The organism is Bradyrhizobium sp. USDA 4501, assembly GCF_054062115.1.
In genome coordinates this window covers 6,426,912-6,444,317 of sequence record NZ_JBSSEX010000001.1, presented here as the reverse complement: position 1 = coordinate 6,444,317, position 17,406 = coordinate 6,426,912, and the positions used below count along the sequence as shown (strand labels likewise).

Below are 17,406 nucleotides of genomic sequence, written 5' to 3'. Positions count from 1 at the left end.
ACGTGAAACGGAGAGGAGGCGCGCAATGGACTACGATCTCTACATCAATCCGAAGAAGACATCGGTCGGTCTCTACGTCCGCAAGGGCGCCGGTCTTCCCGATCTCGCCGACGCCAAGGACTGGGTGTTCGACGGCACCTCGGCGCAGGCCAATCTGCCGCCGCAGCTCGTGAAGGAGATCGAGGCCAACGGCCACGCCTTTCGCGACATGGATTGAGCGCGTCTGCCGGCGTTATTTCTCGCCGACCTTCACCGGGGCGGTCTCGGGCATCAGGCTCATGGCCACAATGCCGACCGCCGCCGCGAGCAGAAGATACCAGGACGGCGCCAACGGATCGCCTGACACGTGCAGCAGCCACGTGACCACGAGTTGCGCGGTGCCGCCGAACGTCGCGATGGCGACCGCGTAGATCGTGGCGAACACGCCGCCGCGAATGCTCTGTGGCAGCGCTTCGGTGAAGGCGGCATAGAACGCGGTGAACGGCAGCGACCCGATGAACGACAGGATGCCGAAGCCGAACAGCAGCGACCACGCGCCGGGGTCCTGGACGATCCACAGGAAGGCCGGATAGGTCAGCACCAGCACGACCAGCTGCGGCCAGATCATGATCGGCTTGCGGCCGAGCCGGTCGGCAAGCCAGCCGCCCAGCACCGCGCCGATGATCTGCAGTCCGTTGCTGACCAGCGATACCGTGAACGCCAGCGACGGCGACACATGCAGCGTATTCTTGGCGTAGGTCGTCATGTATTGCGTCACATAGGTCGAGATCGTGCCGCTGGCCAGGATCATCACCGCCAGCACGATGACACGAAGATGCCGCCGCGCCAGCGCCACATGGCTCGAGCGTTCGATCTGCCCGGCGACGTGCTCGCCGTGCGAGACGGTTTCCGGCAGCGTGCGGCGCATCCAGATGCCGAACGGCAGGCAGACGGCGCCGAGCAGGAACGCGATGCGCCATCCATAGGCCTGCAGCATGTCGGGCGCCATCGCGCTGCTCAGGATGACACCGACAAGCGCGCCCACCGTCGCCGCGATCTCCTGGCTGGCAGGCTGCCAGGCGACCACGAGGCCGCGGTTCCTCGGTGCAGCGATCTCGATCAGATAGGCCGTGGTCGGCCCGACCTCGCCGCCCAGCGCAAATCCTTGCACCATCCGCGCCAGGATCACGATGATCGGCGCCACAATGCCGATCGCGGCATAGGATGGCGTCAGCGCGATGGTCAGGATCGCGCCGCCCATCAGCGCAAAACTCAGCAGCATCGCCGGCCGCCGGCCGACCCGGTCGGAGAAGATGCCGAGCACGATGCCGCCGATCGGCCGCGTCAGGAAACCGGCGCCGAAGGTCGCAAGCGACAGCATGAGGCTGCCGTATTCGCTGTGCGCGGGGAAGAAGGTGCGGCCGATCTCGGTCGCAAAGAAGCTGTACGTGATGAAGTCGTAGAACTCCAGCATGTTGCCGATGGTCGCGGCAAAGGCTGCGCGCTTGACATCGAACTGTTCCCCGCTTGCAATCTCCGGCAACGCTCTCGGTTCCTTGTCTGCTTGTGCGAGCGGAGTATTATTCCTCTGACCATGTTAGGCAAGGCATGGAGAGCCGCGCGATCTGCATGCGACGCAAGCGAGAAGAGGAACAGATCCGATGCCAGCCGACAAACTCTTCATCAATGCCAGGTTCGGTGACGGCGCCAGCCGCGATATGCTGGTTCGTGGCGGCCGCATCGTTGCGATTGAGGCGAAGGGCGAACGCCCCAGCGGGGTCGAGATCGTCGATCTCGGCAATGCGCTGGTCGTGCCCGGCTTCGTCGAAGGCCACATCCATCTCGACACCAGTTTTTACGGCGATACCTGGCGGCCACACCGTCCCTGCACCGACGGATTCGACGTCCATGAGCGGGTGGCGTTTCAGGCCAAGAACCTTGCCGCCGCCGCGCCGATGGACGTGCGCGCGCGGAACCAGCTCGACCTCTGCATCGGCCATGGCACGACGCAGATGCGCAGCCACGTCATGGTCGACGGCTCGGTGGGGCTGAAGTCGCTGGAGACCATCCTCGGGGTTCGCGAGGAATACAGCGACTTGATCGATATCCAGCTCGTGGCGTTTCCGCAGAACGGCATCCTCACCAGCCCGGGCACGCCGCAGCTGCTCGACGAGGCGATCAAGCTCGGGGCCAATGCCGTCGGCGGGCTCGATCCCGCAAGCTTCGACCGGGATGTCGAGGGCCATCTCGACGTCGTGTTCGGCGTTGCGCAAAAGCACGGCGTCGATGTCGATATCCATCTTCATGACGGCGGCATGCTCGGTGCCTTCGAGGTCGAGCAGATCGCGGCGCGAACGCGCGCGCTCGGCATGGCGGGCCGCGTCACCGTCAGCCACGCTTACGGGCTCGGCGACATTCCTGCCGATGCGCTGAAGAAGACCGCCGACAGTCTGGCGCGTTCGGGCGTGGCGATCATGACGAATGCCCCGGGCAGCCGGCCGTTCCCGCCGGTCGCGCTGTTGCGGAAAGCCGGCGTCACGGTGTTCAGCGGCAACGACAACATCCGCGACTCCTGGTGGCCCTATGGCGACGGCGACATGCTGGGCCGTGCCATGATGATCGGATACCGCTCGGGCTTCTACACCGATGAGGAGCTCGCGATCGCGTTCGACGTGATCACCGTGGCCGGCGCCAAGGCGCTCAGGCTCGAGGACTACGGCCTGCATGTGGGGGCCAAGGCCGATTTCGTGACCTTGAACGCCGTGCATATCCAGGAGGCCGTGGTGGCGCGGCCGTCCGGGCGTTCAGTCTACAAGGGTGGCGTGCTCGTTGCGCGGGACAATCGCGTCGTCAAGGCCGCCGGCCAATCCTGAATCGAACGCTGCGTCCAATCGAACGGCTTAGCGGCCCGGAGGGATGATCGCGCGGACGATGTCCGCCTTCCAGCGTTGCCGGGCGCCGTCGAATGCCGCAAAATCGTGGTCGAACTGCCAGTACGCCCACGCCCAGCCATTGCGTTCCGCGCGTCGCGCCATGAACGACAGATACGTCGCGCGGCTCTCCGCGGGCGCACGTTCATAGACACCGAACTCGCCAAGATAGATCGGGCGCTGTTCCTTCTCGGACCAGGAGCGGATCTTGTCGAAATCGGCCGAGGCCCTGGCTTCGTCTTCCGCAGAGCCCCAGCGCAACGGACCGATCTTCGAGAAGGTCGGCGACCACGGCGCGCCCTGATGGGTGAATTGCAGCGGCAGGTAATAGTGGAATGTGACGATGAGGTTTCGGTCGCCGGCCGGCAGCACCAGCTGATCGATCGGCAGCTCCTCGATGTTCAGGATCGCGACCACGACATTGCGCTTCGGGTTGGTATCCCGGATGATGGCAAGGCAATCGCCGAGCAGCGCATTCCATTCGGCCGAGGTCATGTTGCCGCCGGGCTCGTTCAGTATCTCGAACACCAGCGCCGGGTATTTCCCCGCATAGCGCGATGCGATCTGGCGCCAGAATGCCTTGAGCTTCACGCCGCATTCCGCCACGTCGCGCTGGCAGAGATCGGTGTCGTGCTCATCGAGGATCGGAACCAGCCTGTTTGCCAGCACCTGCTCGATCACGGCATCGAGGCGCCGCAGGACGGCATCATCGAGGATGTTGCCGGACTCCATATGCCTGAAGCCGAAGAAGTTGATCCGGACATGGGAAAAGCCAGCCCTGCGAATCGCGGCGAGGTTTTCCAGGCGGAACGGCGCGTTCCGGTAGCCTTCCCAGATGCCGTCATAGCCGAGAATATTGATGCCGCGCCCCAATGCCGCGGCGACCGGCGATGCCCCCTGCCCCGCAGCGTTCGCCGGCGCGATCAGCGGGAGAGCAAGTGCCGCCGCCAGCATGACGAAGGCTCTTTGCAGAAGCAATCGGAACGCGGTCATGGCTGCTCCAACTCGCGCGGCTCTACGCGCGATGACGGCACCGGCCGGCAAATGGCGAGGAAGAAGGCGATCAGCAGCACCGACGTGAACATCGTCGAGCGAAGGAAGACCGTCTCGGTGAAATTGGTTTGGCAGTTGAGGAAGACGAACCCGATGATCAACGCGCAGTGCAGACGGTCGATCGCCCGCCCTGCGATCAGGCAGAGCACCTTGTAGGAAAACAGGAACACGCTCGCCGTGAACAGGAAATAGCCCAGGAATCCGGTCTCGACGAGAATGGCGATATAGCCGTTGTGATAATTGTCGAGCACCCAGCCGTGGTTCTGGTTGAAATAGTCGTAGATCGCCGGATTGGTCCAGAATCCGTTGATGCCAAATCCGAACAGCGGCGCGTCATCGAAATGGCTGATGGCGTACTGCCAGATGAAGGTTCGCTCGGTGAAGTCGATCGTCGTGTCGAAGGCATGAATCGAATCGTATCCGGTCGTGTAGAAATACAGGATCAATAGCGCTGCCGCGACGCACATGACACATGGCAGGATCGCGTAGACCTGCATGCACCGGACCGACCACAGGGAGGTGAGCAGCAGCGCGCAGGCAACCAACGACAGGGCGCCGGCGCCGCGCGACTCCGAAAGCATGACGCAGGTCGAGGCCAGCACGAACGTCACGAGGAACGGCAGCCATCCTTGTCCCGCTATCTTTCGATAGCAGGCGAAGAACATGAGATAGGCCCCGGCGAAGCCGAGGGTTTGCTTCGACTCGAAGACCCCCTGCCACTGCCCCTTGTGCATCCAGGTCTGATCGATCCCGATGTCCGGGAGGATCACCGCACAGAGCGCAGAGGCCGCGATCAGCACCAACAAACCGCGGGTGGCCGATGTCACGATGTCGTCGATATCGACGCGGGTGATCATACAGAACGCGCCGAGCGTCGTGATTGCGAGCGCCGCGGCCTTCATGAGGGCCGCCACGCCGAGGTTGGTCCACAGCACGGAAACAGTGGCGAACGCATAGAACGCAACGATCATGAGCGTGTCGAGATTGAGGGCCAGCCGCAGGCAGGGACGGATGAACAGGCTTGCGTAAATCAGGACGCCCCACATCAACAGGGCGACGGCTTGCTGTACCAGAGTCAACTCGGTCGGAAGCAGCGCGGCGTGGAAGGTCCCCATCGACATGATCACATTGATGGTGATCGACCAACCGATGACGGTCCTGGCGAAATTTTCCGCCCCGACGCCGGGTGCCTGCCAGACCGAACTGTCGATCGCACGTCCGTCCATTCGGTTGTACTCCGCTCATGGAATGAGCTTGCTGCTCCGGTGGATCGGAGCAGCACATTGCACTCGTGAGAGGCGTCAGTCTTTCGTTGAGGAGGATCGGGTCCGGTTGAACAGCAGATAGAGCGCGTGCGGGTTGGTCGTCAGGTAACGCCAGAACAGCCGCCGCGGCTCGAGCCACAGGCGCCAGGCCCATTCGAGGCCGACGATCTGCATCCATCTCGGCGCACGCGGCCGCGAGCCGGACAGGAAGTTGAACAGCCCGCCCGAGGTCTTGATGACGCCGACATTGCCGAGTCGGGGCATGAATTCGTCGACGAAAGCCTGCTCATAGGGCACGCCGAGCGCGACCCAGAGAAAATCCGGCGCCAGGGCGTTGATCTCGTCGACCTTGGCCCGCAGCGCGTCGCCGCGCAGATAGCCGTGCGAATGGCCGACGATCTTGAGCGCCGGATAGGCCCGGCGGACATTGGCGATGGCAGCCTTGTTCTCGGCCTCGTTGGCGCCGAACAGATAGAAAGTCAGCCCGAGTTCTTCCGCCTTGCGGGCGACGTCGTGAAACAGGTCCGTGGTCGCGACGCGCTCGGGAAGCGGATTCGGCGACCGAAGCTTGGACACCATGACCAGCGGTTGCCCGTCGGCGTTGATCAGGTCGGCGGTACGGAACAGCCGATCCGTCATCGGCTCGGTCGAGCAGCGCGACAGCACCTCGCCGTTGGCGGAGGTCAGATACAGCGGACGATTGACACGCCGGTTCGGATGCACCGCCTCGACCATGAACTCGGCGGTCTGCTCGCGATCGAGCACGGCGAGCCGCAGTCCACCGATGGTCGCCCGGGGAACACCGGCAGTCGCAGCCCTGCCGACAGGATTGATACGCCGCTCCGGCGCACCGTGTGGCAATGATCCGATCTGCGCCGACGCCGGGGACATCTGCTCGGCCCGCGACGTGTCGCAAATCCGGACAGGCGGAGCAGCGATGTCCGAATTGAGACGCCGAGGCGGCTTGCGGTCGGCCTGCGGGAACGAAATTGCGTAGGAAGCGCGGGTTTTTTGGCTGTGACTCAGCATTTCGGCGGGACTCCAGGACTTGCGAGCCCTTAACTGCAATATCCGGTCCAGACCGGGTGCGATATCTCACCACGGCGCGATTGAACGCATCCTTAAGGGATTGTTAACGATGCTGATCCCCGGACGCGGCCAACTGAGATGACAGCCGATCGCAGTCGATGCGATGAAGGCAATGGCTCGCCCCAGCAACAATGTGCAAAGGTCGAGGCATTACATTAATACAAATCGTGTTCTGCCGCTGCCCGAGCCGATCGACCTTTGCTATAAGGGCGGCGTGCCGGATACAATCGGCGCTTTGAAACTGTCGTTTTGTTTGGTCTCACATGAACAAGAATGATGACGCGTTCGATGTCAGCATCGACGACGCATTCGACTTCCTGTCTGAAGAGTACGTCAAATTATTTGAAGGCTCGGACGCGACTGCCTTCCAGCATCCGATATGGCTGGACAGCCTTTATCGCAAGCTCGCTCCCGCTGCGGCGGCCAAACCGCTGGTCGTCGCCGTCCGCCATCGTGCGAACAGGTCGCTTGCGGCCGTGCTGCCGATGCTGCGCGTGCGGCGCGGCCCGATGCGCACCATCGAATTCGCCGATCTCCGCGTGTCCGACTATTTGTCGCCGGTGTGCAGCATCGCGACCTTCACCGACCTGCTGCAAGACCAGCGTGCCTGCGAACGGCTTCGACAGTTGCTGCGGCCGTTCGACCTGCTGCGCATACCCAAGCTGCTCGATGCGAGGATGCCGATCGAGAATCTGCTCGGAGCGCCCCATCGCAGCCTGATGGATACCAATGCCTACGCGACGGTCCTGGTTGCGCCGTTCGAGCAGTGGCAGATCAATGCAATGGGAAAGTCGTACCAGAAGGAGCTGGCAAAGAAATGGCGCCAGATCCACAAGAAAGGCACACTCACCTTCTCATGCTGCGCCGATAGCGCTTCCGTCGGCGAAGCCATGGAGACGATGAGAAAGTTTCGCGGTCCGCGGTTTCACGAACAGGGTGATGGCGACCTGTTGCAGCGACCGGAGTATTTCGATTTCTACTCGAGCGTGGCGCTTCGCGGCATGGGCTCGTTTACCCGGCTCTACGCCATGAAGATGGACGGCAAAGTCATCGCGGCGGCCCTTGGGCTGGTTCACCGTGACAGCCTCCTTGTCGTCATGACGGCGTTCGATGTCGAGGGATACAAGAGCCAATCGATCGGCGCGCTGACATTCGAGAGCGTCGCCAAGGATTGCATCGAGCGCGGCGGTCGGGTGCTGGACTTCACCATCGGTGACGAACCCTACAAGACGTACTTCGGCGGTCAGCCGACCCCGATGTCGGCCGTGACGCAGGCCGGGAGCGCGGCCGGCTCGCTCGCGCTGTTTGCCTTGAAGCAGGCGCCCTGGATCAAGCAGGCCGCCAAGCGTGTGACCGATTTCAGGCCGGTCCGCACCTCGACCGGCACGCGCTAGCGCCGCCCGGCGCTGGCAGCCCGATCAGCGGAGCGCGCTGCGGACGCGCATCACCCATCCCGGATGAATCCGGTCCACCCGATGTGTGATCATGCGGCGCAGGAAGTGCAGCTTCCGCCGCAAGTTCCAGCGCACACCGGTGTTCAACGTCAAGGCCTGGCGGAAGCTTGCCAGGTGCAGCGAGTGCTGATCCGCGGCGAGCTTGTCCTGATCGGAATAGAACTGCGCAATCTTGTCCGCGCCCATACCGGCGGTCTTCAGCCAGCGCGGCACATAGTCCGTGCAAAGACGTTCGACGTCCACCAGCAGTCGGCCAACGCCGGTTCCGGCTGCGGGACAATTGGTCTGAAACGCATCGCCGATCAACACGACGCCGGGCTGCAGATGGCCCTCGGTCACGGTCAGATCCATGACCCAGTTCTGCACCTGGCCGACCACCTCGAAATCGCCGAGATACGGCTGCAATCCCGGCATCAGGCGAAGCAGCGTTCGTCTGGTGTCGCGGCGCAGCTCACGCATGATCGGATCGGTCGGATCGCGGAACATGAACAGGTTCGCCCGCATGCCGCCCGACATCGGAAACAGGCTGAGATAGTCGACGCCGTCAGCCGCCTGCTCGCCATAGCAGGTCAGCGCATCGAAATCGAATGGCGCGTTGTCCGGCCGTGCAATCGTGAAGCCGAACGAGACAGAGTGGCGCGCAGCAAGCATCTGCCGGCGCATTCCGAGACTGTGGCCGAGCACGTTCGCCATGCCGGTCGCCAGAACGACCAGACGCGAGACGACGCGCTTTCCGGAGGCCAACGTCAACTGCTGACGTTCCTCGCTGCAGCTGACATTGGTCACCTGGTCGAGCAGCAAGCTCGACGCATCGGGCGTCAGGCCGCGTGCCATGTTGACGAGGTTGGCATAGGAAATCCCGTAGGACCGGCCGACGCCGATATCGACCAGCTTGCCGCTCCTGATGTTGAGCACCCGGTCATAGGGCGCGGCAATGGCCTCGACGTCGTCGATGAAGCCGAGGCGGCGCAGGATATCGATCTGCCGTCCGGCGATTTTTTCAACCCGGAATTCGTCCGGCGGGATCGATCGCTTGTCGATCAGGACGACGCGGTATCCGGCTCGGGCGAGCACAGCCCTTGCGAGCGAGCCTGCCAGACCGGCTCCGACAATTGCGACGTCCGCTTCGATGACCTCGGCCTCGCAGGCCACGATTGGCTTGGTCGCACTTTTCTCGGCAATCATGTTCGTCCGCTCCGACGGCTAGAGCGTTTTCGAGCGAAGTGGATACCGGTTCGCGTGAAGAAAACGCGTCAAAACAAGAATCTAGAGCCCCGTTCCGATTCCATCGGAACGGGAAAAGCTCTGGTTGGCTGCAGGACTGCAATTTCCTTGCCTGCGGTGCCGCCTTGCCGATCGAACACGGCGAGTTCCAGAATTGCGGTTAATGAAAACGTCCGGACCACGATCTGCGGTCTCTCGGCACATGGCTTGCACGACGGTCGGCCATGAAACTGAATCTTTGCAGGCTCCGCAGCGGGATGGCGAGGCAATTGCCAGGCCATCGAGCAGCGACAAATGGCGTTGACGCGCAAGCGCGGTCTCTTCCGGTAAGGTTCGCACCACTGGACTGGACGCTGGAGGCAAATCCAACCTGCGCCGCTTGGAGACAGGGCAGACGGCGCCGTTCCAGAATGGAGCAACGCGACCTGGCCCTGTTCACAACTGCGTTGGGCCCGGCAGCCGTTCGAAAGGAACGGAATCTTAGCAAGAGAACATTAACACTCCAGGCTTCACCGATTGCTGCGGTCAACAGCCCGACTGGATATTGAGACGTCTCTGGTGATTGCCTCCGTGCTCCAACTGTTACGGCGCGACGTTACGCGCGGCGTTGCCGGGACCATCCTGCTCAAGGTTGGTAGCGGCGGGCTCGCATTCGCGTTGTTCTCGCTCGCCGCGCGGGCGATGACGCCGGACGCGTTTGGAAACTTCGCAACCCTGCTCTCCGTCGCCCAGATCGCCTCGGTCGTGGGCCTGGTCGGCCAGGAGCTGCTCCTGGTTCGATTTCTCAATGAGTATGAGGTGCGCGGCCAGGCCGAGTTCACCAAGGGTGTGCTGCTGTCGAGCCTGAAGAACTCCGCGATCGGGATGCTGATTTCGATCGCCGCGATCTCCGCGGTGGCAAGCATTCGCGGCGAGTGGTGGCTGTTGATCCTGTCGGTCTCGGCGTTCACCGCGATCAATGCAGGGCTGATGCTCGGCAGCCAGATCGCGCGATCGCTGGTCAGCATCCTGATGGGCGAAGGCAATCGGGAGTTCTTCTGGCGCGTCGCCGTCGTCCTGTTCCTGATCGCGGTGCTGTTCGGCCACCGGCAGCTCACCCCCGCCGAGCTGTTCAGCGCGATGTCGGCCGCGATGGCGCTCGGGCTCGTCGTGCAGATCGTATCGATCATGCGGGCGCTGCCGAACCTGCGGTCGGTCACGGCGCGCTTCGAGGCCTCGCGCTGGAACAAGAGCGCATTCCGGTTCTGGCTCGCCTCCATTCTCGAAGCGGCAAACCAGTATTTCGACGTCATCCTGGTCTACTGGATGCTGGATCCGGCCACCGCCGGCGTCTATTTCGCCGCCTCGCGGCTGGCGAACATCTTCGCGATGCTGTCGGCTGCGCTCTACACGTTCGGGGCGCGCCGGCTGCCCTCGCTGTATTTCAGCAAGAACCACGGCGAGCTCGAACATACGTTGAAGCTGATGGCCGAGGTGACCGCGCTCTGCGTGCTCAGCGGGCTCGTCATTGTCTGGGTGGGCGCCCCCTATCTGCTCGGCCTGTTCGGGCCGCACTTCGCGGCGCAGCAGTGGGTGCTGATCGTACTCGCGATCGGAACGGCCTTCCAGGCGGCAGGCGGACCCTCTGCCGCTGTTCTGCAGCTGACAGGCCATGAGCGTGATTATGTTCCCGTCGTCGCGGCCAATGTGGCGCTACGGCTGCTGGGATTTGTCGTGCTGATCCCGTGGCTCGGCGTGCTCGGCGCCGCGATCTCGGCGACGGTTTCGCTGGTCGTCGCCACCATCGCGCTCAACGTGCTGTGCCGGCGGCGGACCGGCGTCGACCCATCCATTCTGGTGCTGTCGCATCTGTGGCCGTCGAAAGGTGACGCCTACGCGGTCCGCGTTGCGGACAGCAACGACTAGAGCGTTTTTCGAGCGAAGTAGATTACCGGTTCGCGTGACGAAAGCGCGTCAAAACAAGAATCCGGAGCCGCGTTCCGATACTCTGGGAACGGAAACGGCTCTAGCTTCAGCCGAACCGCCTTCAGCTCGCCAGGCCCAGCGCCTCGCCCTGGGGATCGCGAACGGCGGCATTGACCGCCACGCGATTGACGACCAGCACGGTCGGGACCGAACCATACCCGGATAGATCGGCCCGCGCCTTGCCGATCGCAGCCGAGTTGGCAGCCCCTTCGCGAACCACGAGGATCACGAGGTCGGCATGGGCAGCCAGCGCCACCGCGGCAGGCTGCAGCGCAAACGACGATGCGTCGGCGATGATCAGGCCGAAATCGGCGCGAATATCGTCCGGCGGAAAGGGCGGCGCCTTGCTGCTGGCGCCCAGCAGTTCGACGACGGACGGCAGATCGGCCTTGATGATCCCCGAGCCTTGCGGCGGCGCGTCCTCGGCGCGCCTGGATTCCATCTCGATCAAGACGCTGAGCATGCCGTTCTTGACGGCGGATCGGTTGAGCGACCGCGCAACGGTGCTGCCGCCCGCACCGCCCTCGACCGAAAGCAACAGCGCCACCTTGCCGTGCTCTCCCGAAAGCTGCTCGATGTTCTCGATCAGCAGCTGAAGATGCGGCGCGAGATCGGGCTCGGCCGTCGACGGGATCGGGGTCTGCCAGACGCTCCTGACGGCATCCGGCGACGCGATGTTGGGAATGCGGGCCAGCACCGGCAATTCCGGCGGCAGCGCAGGTTGCGGCGCGGCCGGCGCCGGCGGTGCGGGCGCCTCGGCCCGACGAAGCGGCGGAATGGCCTTGATCGGGAGCTGCTTCAGATTCAGGCCGGGAACGGCGACGATCGCCGTCGACGTCAACAGCGAGACGATCGCGAGCGCGACCAGCAACAGCGGAAGCGGCGGCAGCGTCGAGCGCACCGGCGGCGTAGCAGGCGATGCGACCTTGGTCTGCGAGCTCTGCAGCAGCCGCTGCTCGTCGGTGGTCTTGTAGCGCGAGAGGAATTGCTCGTAGATATTCTTGTTGGCATCGGCGTCGCGCTGCAATCCCTGCAGCTTGACGAGCGCCTGACCGTCGACCAGGATTTGCTGTTCGACCGCCTTCTGCTGATCCTCGAGCGCTTTCTGCTGATCGCGCTGCGCCTCATATTCCGACTTCGCGGTGTCGATGTTCTTCTTCCGCTCGATCTCGATTTGTCGGTTGAGATCGCTGAGCTGGCTGAGGGCCATCACGAGGTCTGGATGACGGTCGCCCAGCACCCCGCGCTTCTGTGCGATCTGGTCGTTGAGCGCGGAGCGCTGGGCGCGCAGCGCACTCAGCAGGTCCTGCTTGACGGGGCCGTCGACATTGGCCTTCAGGTCGCGCTGCAGTTGCTCATAGCGGACCTTGGCCTCCTCGGTGCGGGCGCGCGCGGCGGCGACCTGCTGGGTCAAATCGGTGACGCGCAATTGTTGCGTCGTCGATTCCTTGCCGGCGTTGACGATCCGGTGCTCGAGCTTGAACTTCGCAACGGCATCTTCCGAAGACCGCAAGCGGTCGTCCAATGTCTTGAGCCGGCTCTTCAGCCAGTCGGCGGCTTCGTCGGTCGCCACGCTGCGCGTGCCACGCTGGCTGGCGACGAACGCCTCAGCCACCGCATTGGCGTAGTAGGCCGCACGCTGCGGGTTGTTGGACGTGAACTTGATGGCGATGACATAGGTCAATCCGCGCCGGGAGATGTCGAGCCGGTTGCGAAACCGGTCGAGCAGGCGCGTCGGGTCGGTTCTGCCGCCGGAGATGTCGCTGTCCTCGGCGACCTTGAGTTGCTCGATCAGCGGCCCGAGAAATCCGTCGGATTTGGCGATCTCGACATAGCTCTGCAGTGCTGCGGCATCCTGACCGATCCCCGGCAGGACGTCCTGATCGGTGGTCACGCGCTGCTCGCGCGGGTCGACCACGACGAGCGCGGTCGCGGCATAGCGCGCCGGAATCAACATCAGCAGAATGACGCCGACCGCGAAGATCACCGCGGCGAGCATCAGAATGCGTTGACCGTTCTCGCGGAAAAAAGCCACCACGCCGGGAATGCTAAGCACGCCCTGGGTGGTTTCCGCAGAGGATCGGCTGGTCGGCACGCCGGCAGCTTCCCACGACGCGGCGGGTTCCGTGGCTTCGGAACGTCTCGGGCCTACGCGGCTACCGAACTTCATGGGGCGGTTACTCGAATTCAACTGACAGTGCTGCTCCAACGTAAATATCTATGGTTAATCCACGGTTACCCCCTCCTCATGCGGACGTAACCAATTAGTTAACGAGCCAGCTGTACCCTATGTGTGAAACAATGGCTCTCGATTGCTGGCAATGTCTGATCGCACTAAATGAGCAGTAACCTCAACACGCGCTACTCGATCTACGAGCGCGCTTCGCGTGATAAGTACGCGCGCAATAGCGAGGGAGACGATTTCACTCCTTCGACGGGTGAGGAAGCCGTGCTTCATTACAGGCCAAGCACAGAATTGCGCGAGGCATCGACCGCATCACGCGATCGACCGAACGAGAGCAAGCCAAAGCTGCGTGTCGTCCTGGTACAGACCCAGGCCGAGAACGCCGGCGCGCAGGAGATATCGCGGCTGCTCGGCGCGGGCCTCTCCGCGCGCGGCTATGACGTCGCCAACCTGTTCTTCTTCCGCAAATCGGATTCCTTCGACGAGCCGCCCAATACTTTCTATTGCGCGCAGACCCGCCCGGGAAATCCCCTGGCCCTGCTGCGGATGCTGTGGACGCTCGCCGGTCATCTCAGGACCATCAGGCCCGATGTCGTGCTGACCTTCCAGCACTTCGGCAATGTGATCGGCGGAGGCGTGTCGCGGCTCGTCTGCCGCGCTCCGGTGATCGCCAATCAGGTGTCCTCGGCGATGTCGATGAGCATGCCGGTGCGCGCCGCCGACATCTTCATGGGCTCGACCGGCTTCTTCCAGTGCATCACGCTGAATTCGCGGGACATGGAGCGTGAATACGCCCGCTACCCCGCGACCTATCGCGCGCGCATGACGCACGTCCCGCACGGCTTCGATGACAAGTCGCACAGCCTGCCGAAGAACGTAGCGCGGCAGCAGTTCAGGCTGCCGCCGGATCGCACGCTGCTTGGCTGCGCGGCAAGACTGCATCCGCACAAGCGGCTCGATGCGGCAATTCGCCTGCTGGCCGCCGACCAATCCTGGCATCTTGCCCTTGCCGGACAAGGAGCGGACGAGGAACGGCTGCGAGCCCTGGCGAGCGAGCTGAAAGTCGCGGATCGACTGCACTTCATCGGCGAGATCCCACCGCGCCAGATGGCCGAATTCCTGGCGTGCCTCGACGTCTTTGTATTTCCGACGCAGGCCGAAACCTTCGGCCTTGCCGCCGTTGAAGCCGCGAGCGCCGGCATTCCCTGCGTCGTCAACGATCTTCCCGTGCTGCGCGAGGTGCTGTCCTACCAGGGACAGCCCGCGGCGGTCTTCGTTGACGCGGCTAACGAGGCCGAGTTTTCGGCCGCCGTGTCGAAAGTCCTGACCGATCGTTTGTTGAGCGATCAGCTGCGGCAAAGTGCCGTGGGCCTGAAGTCGCGTTATTCGTTGGATGCCATGATAGAGGAATACGTCCGCATTCTCGGCAATGCCGTGGGAGTGGACGCGCACTAGGAAATTGGGCTGGACATGATTATCGAGTTTCGCTGCGATCGCGCGCAGGCGCGACTCTGGATGCGTCGCGAGACGCTGCGCGTCAGCGATCAGGATATTCCCGTTCAGATCGCCTGGACGACGACGCCGGGGCCGAGGCCCGCCGGCCTCGACATGCTGTTCGAGCTCGAACGCATCGTGCTGCGCAAGGGCAAGGCGGGTGATGTCGACAGGCTGAAGACGATTGCGGAACGGCCGCGCATGGGCAACCCCGATGTGGTGGTCGACTTCACCACTGCCGAGCGGGACCCGAACTGCTCCGCCAGGCTCTACCTCCGTCCACGCTTCAACGGACAGGCGGGCGAAGCCGCCGCACTGGCCGCCATTCTCGCCGGCGACCTGCCGGTGATTGAAATCGTCAACGAGCTCGACGGCACGGTCATGGACCGCGGCCATCCCTCGGCGGAAATCGCCACCGGCCTGAGCGGCGGGCTCGAAACGGTGATGGCGCGCACCCTGTCCATGCTGCCGCCGATCCTGTCCGGGGCTCCACGGCTGGTGCCGCAACTCGCTGTGCCGGCGACCGGCAGCGCGCCGGGAAATCCCGCGCCCTTTGTCCTGCGCGGCGTCGCGACCTCGATCGCGAAGGAGATCTATCGTCTTTGCTGCTACGCGCCGCATTGGCATGTCGGCTGGCGCTACGCCGACGACGCGGATATCTGGCGGACCGGTGACCTGTCGGGACCTGCCTGGAACGTGCTCGGCGATCCCGGCAATCACTTCTATGCCGATCCCGTCCCGGTGAAATGGCAGGGCAGGACGTTCGTGTTCTTCGAAGATCTCGACCACCGAACCGGCAAGGGCATCATCTCCGCGATCGAATTCGACGGCAACGGTCCGGTCGGCACGGTGCTGCCGGTGCTCGAAGAGCCGTGGCACCTGTCCTACCCGTTCCTGATCGAGAACAATGGCGAGCTGTGGATGATCCCGGAAAGCACCGCGCATCGCGATGTCCCGATCTACAAATGCGTTCGCTTTCCCGACAAGTGGGAACGGCAGGGCACGCTGCTGTCCGGGCTCGAACTCGCCGACGCGACCATCACGCAGCATGACGGCCTCTACTACATGTTCGGAGCCTGGCGCGACGGCACCGGCGGATATTCCGACACGCTGGCGATCTATTACGCCGAGCAATTGCTCGGCCCCTGGCGGCCGCATGCAAGCAATCCGATCCTGATGGATCGCGCGACGACCCGACCCGCCGGCAATTTCGTGACCATCAACGGCAAGCTGTGGCGGCCGGTGCAGGACTGCACCAACGGATACGGCGCGGCGCTCGGACTTGCGGAAGTGCTCGAACTGTCGCCGACGACCTACCGGCAGGCCGTGCGCCATCTGCTCAAACCCGGGCCGCTGTGGACCGGACGCAAGCTGCACACGCTCAACCGCTGCGGCCGGCTCGAGGTGATCGACGGCTCGCGGGTCCAGCCGAAGACCACCGCCTTGCTGAACAGCCTGCGGTCAAGCGACCGACCAGCCCAGCGGGAGTGGCAAGGCACGCTGGCGAAGCCGATCGCGCGACGGCTCCACTAGCCTCGGTCGACCCGGTTCAGTTCAGGTCGGCACTCAGCACGCCGCCGAACTGCTCCCATGAGCTTCCGGTCCAGCGTTGCAGCTGAAGCTGCGTATAGGCCATGCTGTTGTCGGGGCCTGTGTTGATGGCGATGCCCGGCATCAGCGTCGGCAGCACGAGCCCTCTGATGTTGCGCGCCTGCTTCACGATGTTCTCGCGCGACAGGTCGTCACCGCACTGCTTCAGCACCTGCTCCAGGATCTGGCCCTGCTGGGTGCCGAACAGATAGTTGTTGTCGCCGATATCGGCGCCGGGAAGATACTTCTCGAAATGGGCGCGATACCATTTCATGCCGGGATCGTCGGCCCACTTCTTGTCGTTCGGATCCTTGGTGATGGTCGCCACGACAACGCCCACCGCCTTGTCCGCGCCCGCCGGCACGATGGTCGCGGACACCGAGCTCGACACATAGTTGACGATGGTCAGCGGCGACCAGCCGATCTCGTTCGCCTTCTTGATCGCCTGGGCCACGAATTTCGGTGTGCCGGCGATCAGGAACGCCTGCGCACCCGACGCCTTCAACGTCACCACGCGGGATTCGATGGTCGGCTCGGTGACCTCATAGGGAGACGTCACCACCTTCTTGTCGAAATCGGCCTTCAACACCTCCTTGAACGCGGCGACGAAATCGCGGCCGAGATCGTCGTTCTGGTAGAGGATCGCGATCTTCGCATCGGGCGCCGTCTGCGTGATGTATTTGGCGTAGATCTTGCCTTCGGTGTTGTAGCTCGGCAGTCCCGTGGTGGTCAGCGGAAATTCCGCGAAATTCGTAAACTTGGTCGCGCCGCTGACGACGAACAGATGCGGCACCTTCTTCGCGGTGACGTATTTGATGGTCGCGCCGATGCCGGGCGTGCCGAGCGGGCTGAACAGGAACGCCACCTCGTCGCTCTCGATCAGCTTGCGGGTCTGCTCCACGGCCTTGGGCGGCGTGTAGGCATCGTCATAGGTGATGAGGTTGATCTTGCGGCCGTTGATGCCGCCGCGGTCATTGACGGAATGGACGTAGGCGATCAGGCCCTTGCCGGTGTTGCTGAGCGGAGACGCCGGGCCGCTGAACGGGAACGTCGCCCCGACCTTGATCTCTGATTCCGATACCCCCGGCGTTTCGGCGCGGACTGGAGCCGCGGCAAGCGCCGCGAGCATCGCAACGGACACGGCAAGCGTCTTCAACAACATGAAATTCCTCCTGAGC

General features: G+C 63.5%; 13 protein-coding genes. 6 read left to right on the top strand and 7 right to left on the bottom strand.

Annotated elements, in window-relative coordinates; all coding sequences use genetic code 11:
* The first annotated feature begins 25 nt into the window (after window positions 1-25).
* Window positions 26-217, top strand: coding sequence for a hypothetical protein (locus tag ACVWZM_RS29655; protein WP_028334885.1), 192 nt, complete (start codon window positions 26-28; stop codon window positions 215-217).
* A gap of 15 nt (window positions 218-232) precedes the next feature.
* Here ACVWZM_RS29655 and ACVWZM_RS29650 read toward each other — a convergent pair whose 3' ends face one another.
* Window positions 233-1,522, bottom strand: coding sequence for an MFS transporter (locus ACVWZM_RS29650; RefSeq protein ID WP_076830603.1), 1,290 nt, complete (start codon window positions 1,520-1,522; stop codon window positions 233-235).
* Between the two features lie 118 nt (window positions 1,523-1,640).
* Between ACVWZM_RS29650 and ACVWZM_RS29645 the strand changes: the two genes are divergently transcribed.
* On the top strand, window positions 1,641-2,852 hold the full coding sequence (locus tag ACVWZM_RS29645; RefSeq protein WP_456855471.1) for an amidohydrolase family protein: 1,212 nt from the start codon (window positions 1,641-1,643) through the stop codon (window positions 2,850-2,852).
* A 27-nt stretch (window positions 2,853-2,879) separates the two neighbouring features.
* Here the strand turns inward: ACVWZM_RS29645 and ACVWZM_RS29640 are convergent, their stop codons facing one another.
* The 3 genes from ACVWZM_RS29640 to ACVWZM_RS29630 all read right to left on the bottom strand — a co-directional run bounded on the left by ACVWZM_RS29640 (window position 2,880) and on the right by ACVWZM_RS29630 (window position 6,118).
* Window positions 2,880-3,902: a glycoside hydrolase family 5 protein gene (locus ACVWZM_RS29640; RefSeq protein WP_456855470.1), complete on the bottom strand. Its 1,023-nt coding sequence runs from the start codon at window positions 3,900-3,902 to the stop codon at window positions 2,880-2,882.
* Window positions 3,899-5,188 carry an O-antigen ligase family protein gene (locus tag ACVWZM_RS29635; RefSeq protein WP_168855801.1) on the bottom strand — a complete coding sequence of 430 codons (1,290 nt, stop codon included), beginning with the start codon at window positions 5,186-5,188 and terminating at the stop codon, window positions 3,899-3,901. Before ACVWZM_RS29635 ends, ACVWZM_RS29640 begins: the two co-directional genes overlap by 4 nt.
* Before the next feature lie 75 nt (window positions 5,189-5,263).
* On the bottom strand, window positions 5,264-6,118 hold the full coding sequence (locus ACVWZM_RS29630; protein WP_316398888.1) for a WecB/TagA/CpsF family glycosyltransferase: 855 nt from the start codon (window positions 6,116-6,118) through the stop codon (window positions 5,264-5,266).
* A 461-nt stretch (window positions 6,119-6,579) separates the two neighbouring features.
* Between ACVWZM_RS29630 and ACVWZM_RS29625 the strand changes: the two genes are divergently transcribed.
* Window positions 6,580-7,710 carry a GNAT family N-acetyltransferase gene (locus ACVWZM_RS29625; RefSeq protein WP_456855469.1) on the top strand — a complete coding sequence of 377 codons (1,131 nt, stop codon included), beginning with the start codon at window positions 6,580-6,582 and terminating at the stop codon, window positions 7,708-7,710.
* 24 nt (window positions 7,711-7,734) lie between these two features.
* Here the strand turns inward: ACVWZM_RS29625 and ACVWZM_RS29620 are convergent, their stop codons facing one another.
* Entirely contained in the window at window positions 7,735-8,955 is a 1,221-nt protein-coding gene (locus tag ACVWZM_RS29620; RefSeq protein ID WP_456855468.1) for an FAD-dependent oxidoreductase, read from the bottom strand.
* A gap of 618 nt (window positions 8,956-9,573) precedes the next feature.
* Between ACVWZM_RS29620 and ACVWZM_RS29615 the strand changes: the two genes are divergently transcribed.
* Complete coding sequence (locus ACVWZM_RS29615) at window positions 9,574-10,899, top strand: lipopolysaccharide biosynthesis protein (protein WP_210262584.1); 1,326 nt, start codon at window positions 9,574-9,576, stop codon at window positions 10,897-10,899.
* Between the two features lie 121 nt (window positions 10,900-11,020).
* Here the strand turns inward: ACVWZM_RS29615 and ACVWZM_RS29610 are convergent, their stop codons facing one another.
* Entirely contained in the window at window positions 11,021-13,129 is a 2,109-nt protein-coding gene (locus ACVWZM_RS29610; protein ID WP_456855467.1) for a GumC family protein, read from the bottom strand.
* 279 nt (window positions 13,130-13,408) lie between these two features.
* On the opposite strand from ACVWZM_RS29610, the gene ACVWZM_RS29605 reads away from it, so the two are divergent.
* Both ACVWZM_RS29605 and ACVWZM_RS29600 read left to right on the top strand, forming a co-directional pair.
* Window positions 13,409-14,599: a glycosyltransferase family 4 protein gene (locus ACVWZM_RS29605; RefSeq protein WP_076830674.1), complete on the top strand. Its 1,191-nt coding sequence runs from the start codon at window positions 13,409-13,411 to the stop codon at window positions 14,597-14,599.
* 15 nt (window positions 14,600-14,614) lie between these two features.
* Window positions 14,615-16,171, top strand: a complete 1,557-nt coding sequence (locus tag ACVWZM_RS29600; protein WP_456855466.1) for a glucosamine inositolphosphorylceramide transferase family protein — start codon at window positions 14,615-14,617, stop codon at window positions 16,169-16,171.
* Between the two features lie 16 nt (window positions 16,172-16,187).
* Here ACVWZM_RS29600 and ACVWZM_RS29595 read toward each other — a convergent pair whose 3' ends face one another.
* Window positions 16,188-17,390: an ABC transporter substrate-binding protein gene (locus ACVWZM_RS29595; protein WP_076830579.1), complete on the bottom strand. Its 1,203-nt coding sequence runs from the start codon at window positions 17,388-17,390 to the stop codon at window positions 16,188-16,190.
* Window positions 17,391-17,406: the final 16 nt, after the last annotated feature.

What these genes read in the sequence shown, in the direction of transcription:
- ACVWZM_RS29625 (WP_456855469.1), top strand. Translation starts at nt 6,580, where the DNA reads ATGAACAAGAATGATGACGCGTTCGATGTCAGCATCGACGACGCATTC.
- ACVWZM_RS29600 (WP_456855466.1), top strand. Translation starts at nt 14,615, where the DNA reads ATGATTATCGAGTTTCGCTGCGATCGCGCGCAGGCGCGACTCTGGATG.
- ACVWZM_RS29595 (WP_076830579.1), bottom strand. Translation starts at nt 17,390, where the DNA reads ATGTTGTTGAAGACGCTTGCCGTGTCCGTTGCGATGCTCGCGGCGCTT.
- ACVWZM_RS29610 (WP_456855467.1), bottom strand. Translation starts at nt 13,129, where the DNA reads ATGAAGTTCGGTAGCCGCGTAGGCCCGAGACGTTCCGAAGCCACGGAA.
- ACVWZM_RS29645 (WP_456855471.1), top strand. Translation starts at nt 1,641, where the DNA reads ATGCCAGCCGACAAACTCTTCATCAATGCCAGGTTCGGTGACGGCGCC.
- ACVWZM_RS29655 (WP_028334885.1), top strand. Translation starts at nt 26, where the DNA reads ATGGACTACGATCTCTACATCAATCCGAAGAAGACATCGGTCGGTCTC.
- ACVWZM_RS29640 (WP_456855470.1), bottom strand. Translation starts at nt 3,902, where the DNA reads ATGACCGCGTTCCGATTGCTTCTGCAAAGAGCCTTCGTCATGCTGGCG.
- ACVWZM_RS29635 (WP_168855801.1), bottom strand. Translation starts at nt 5,188, where the DNA reads ATGGACGGACGTGCGATCGACAGTTCGGTCTGGCAGGCACCCGGCGTC.
- ACVWZM_RS29620 (WP_456855468.1), bottom strand. Translation starts at nt 8,955, where the DNA reads ATGATTGCCGAGAAAAGTGCGACCAAGCCAATCGTGGCCTGCGAGGCC.
- ACVWZM_RS29630 (WP_316398888.1), bottom strand. Translation starts at nt 6,118, where the DNA reads ATGTCCCCGGCGTCGGCGCAGATCGGATCATTGCCACACGGTGCGCCG.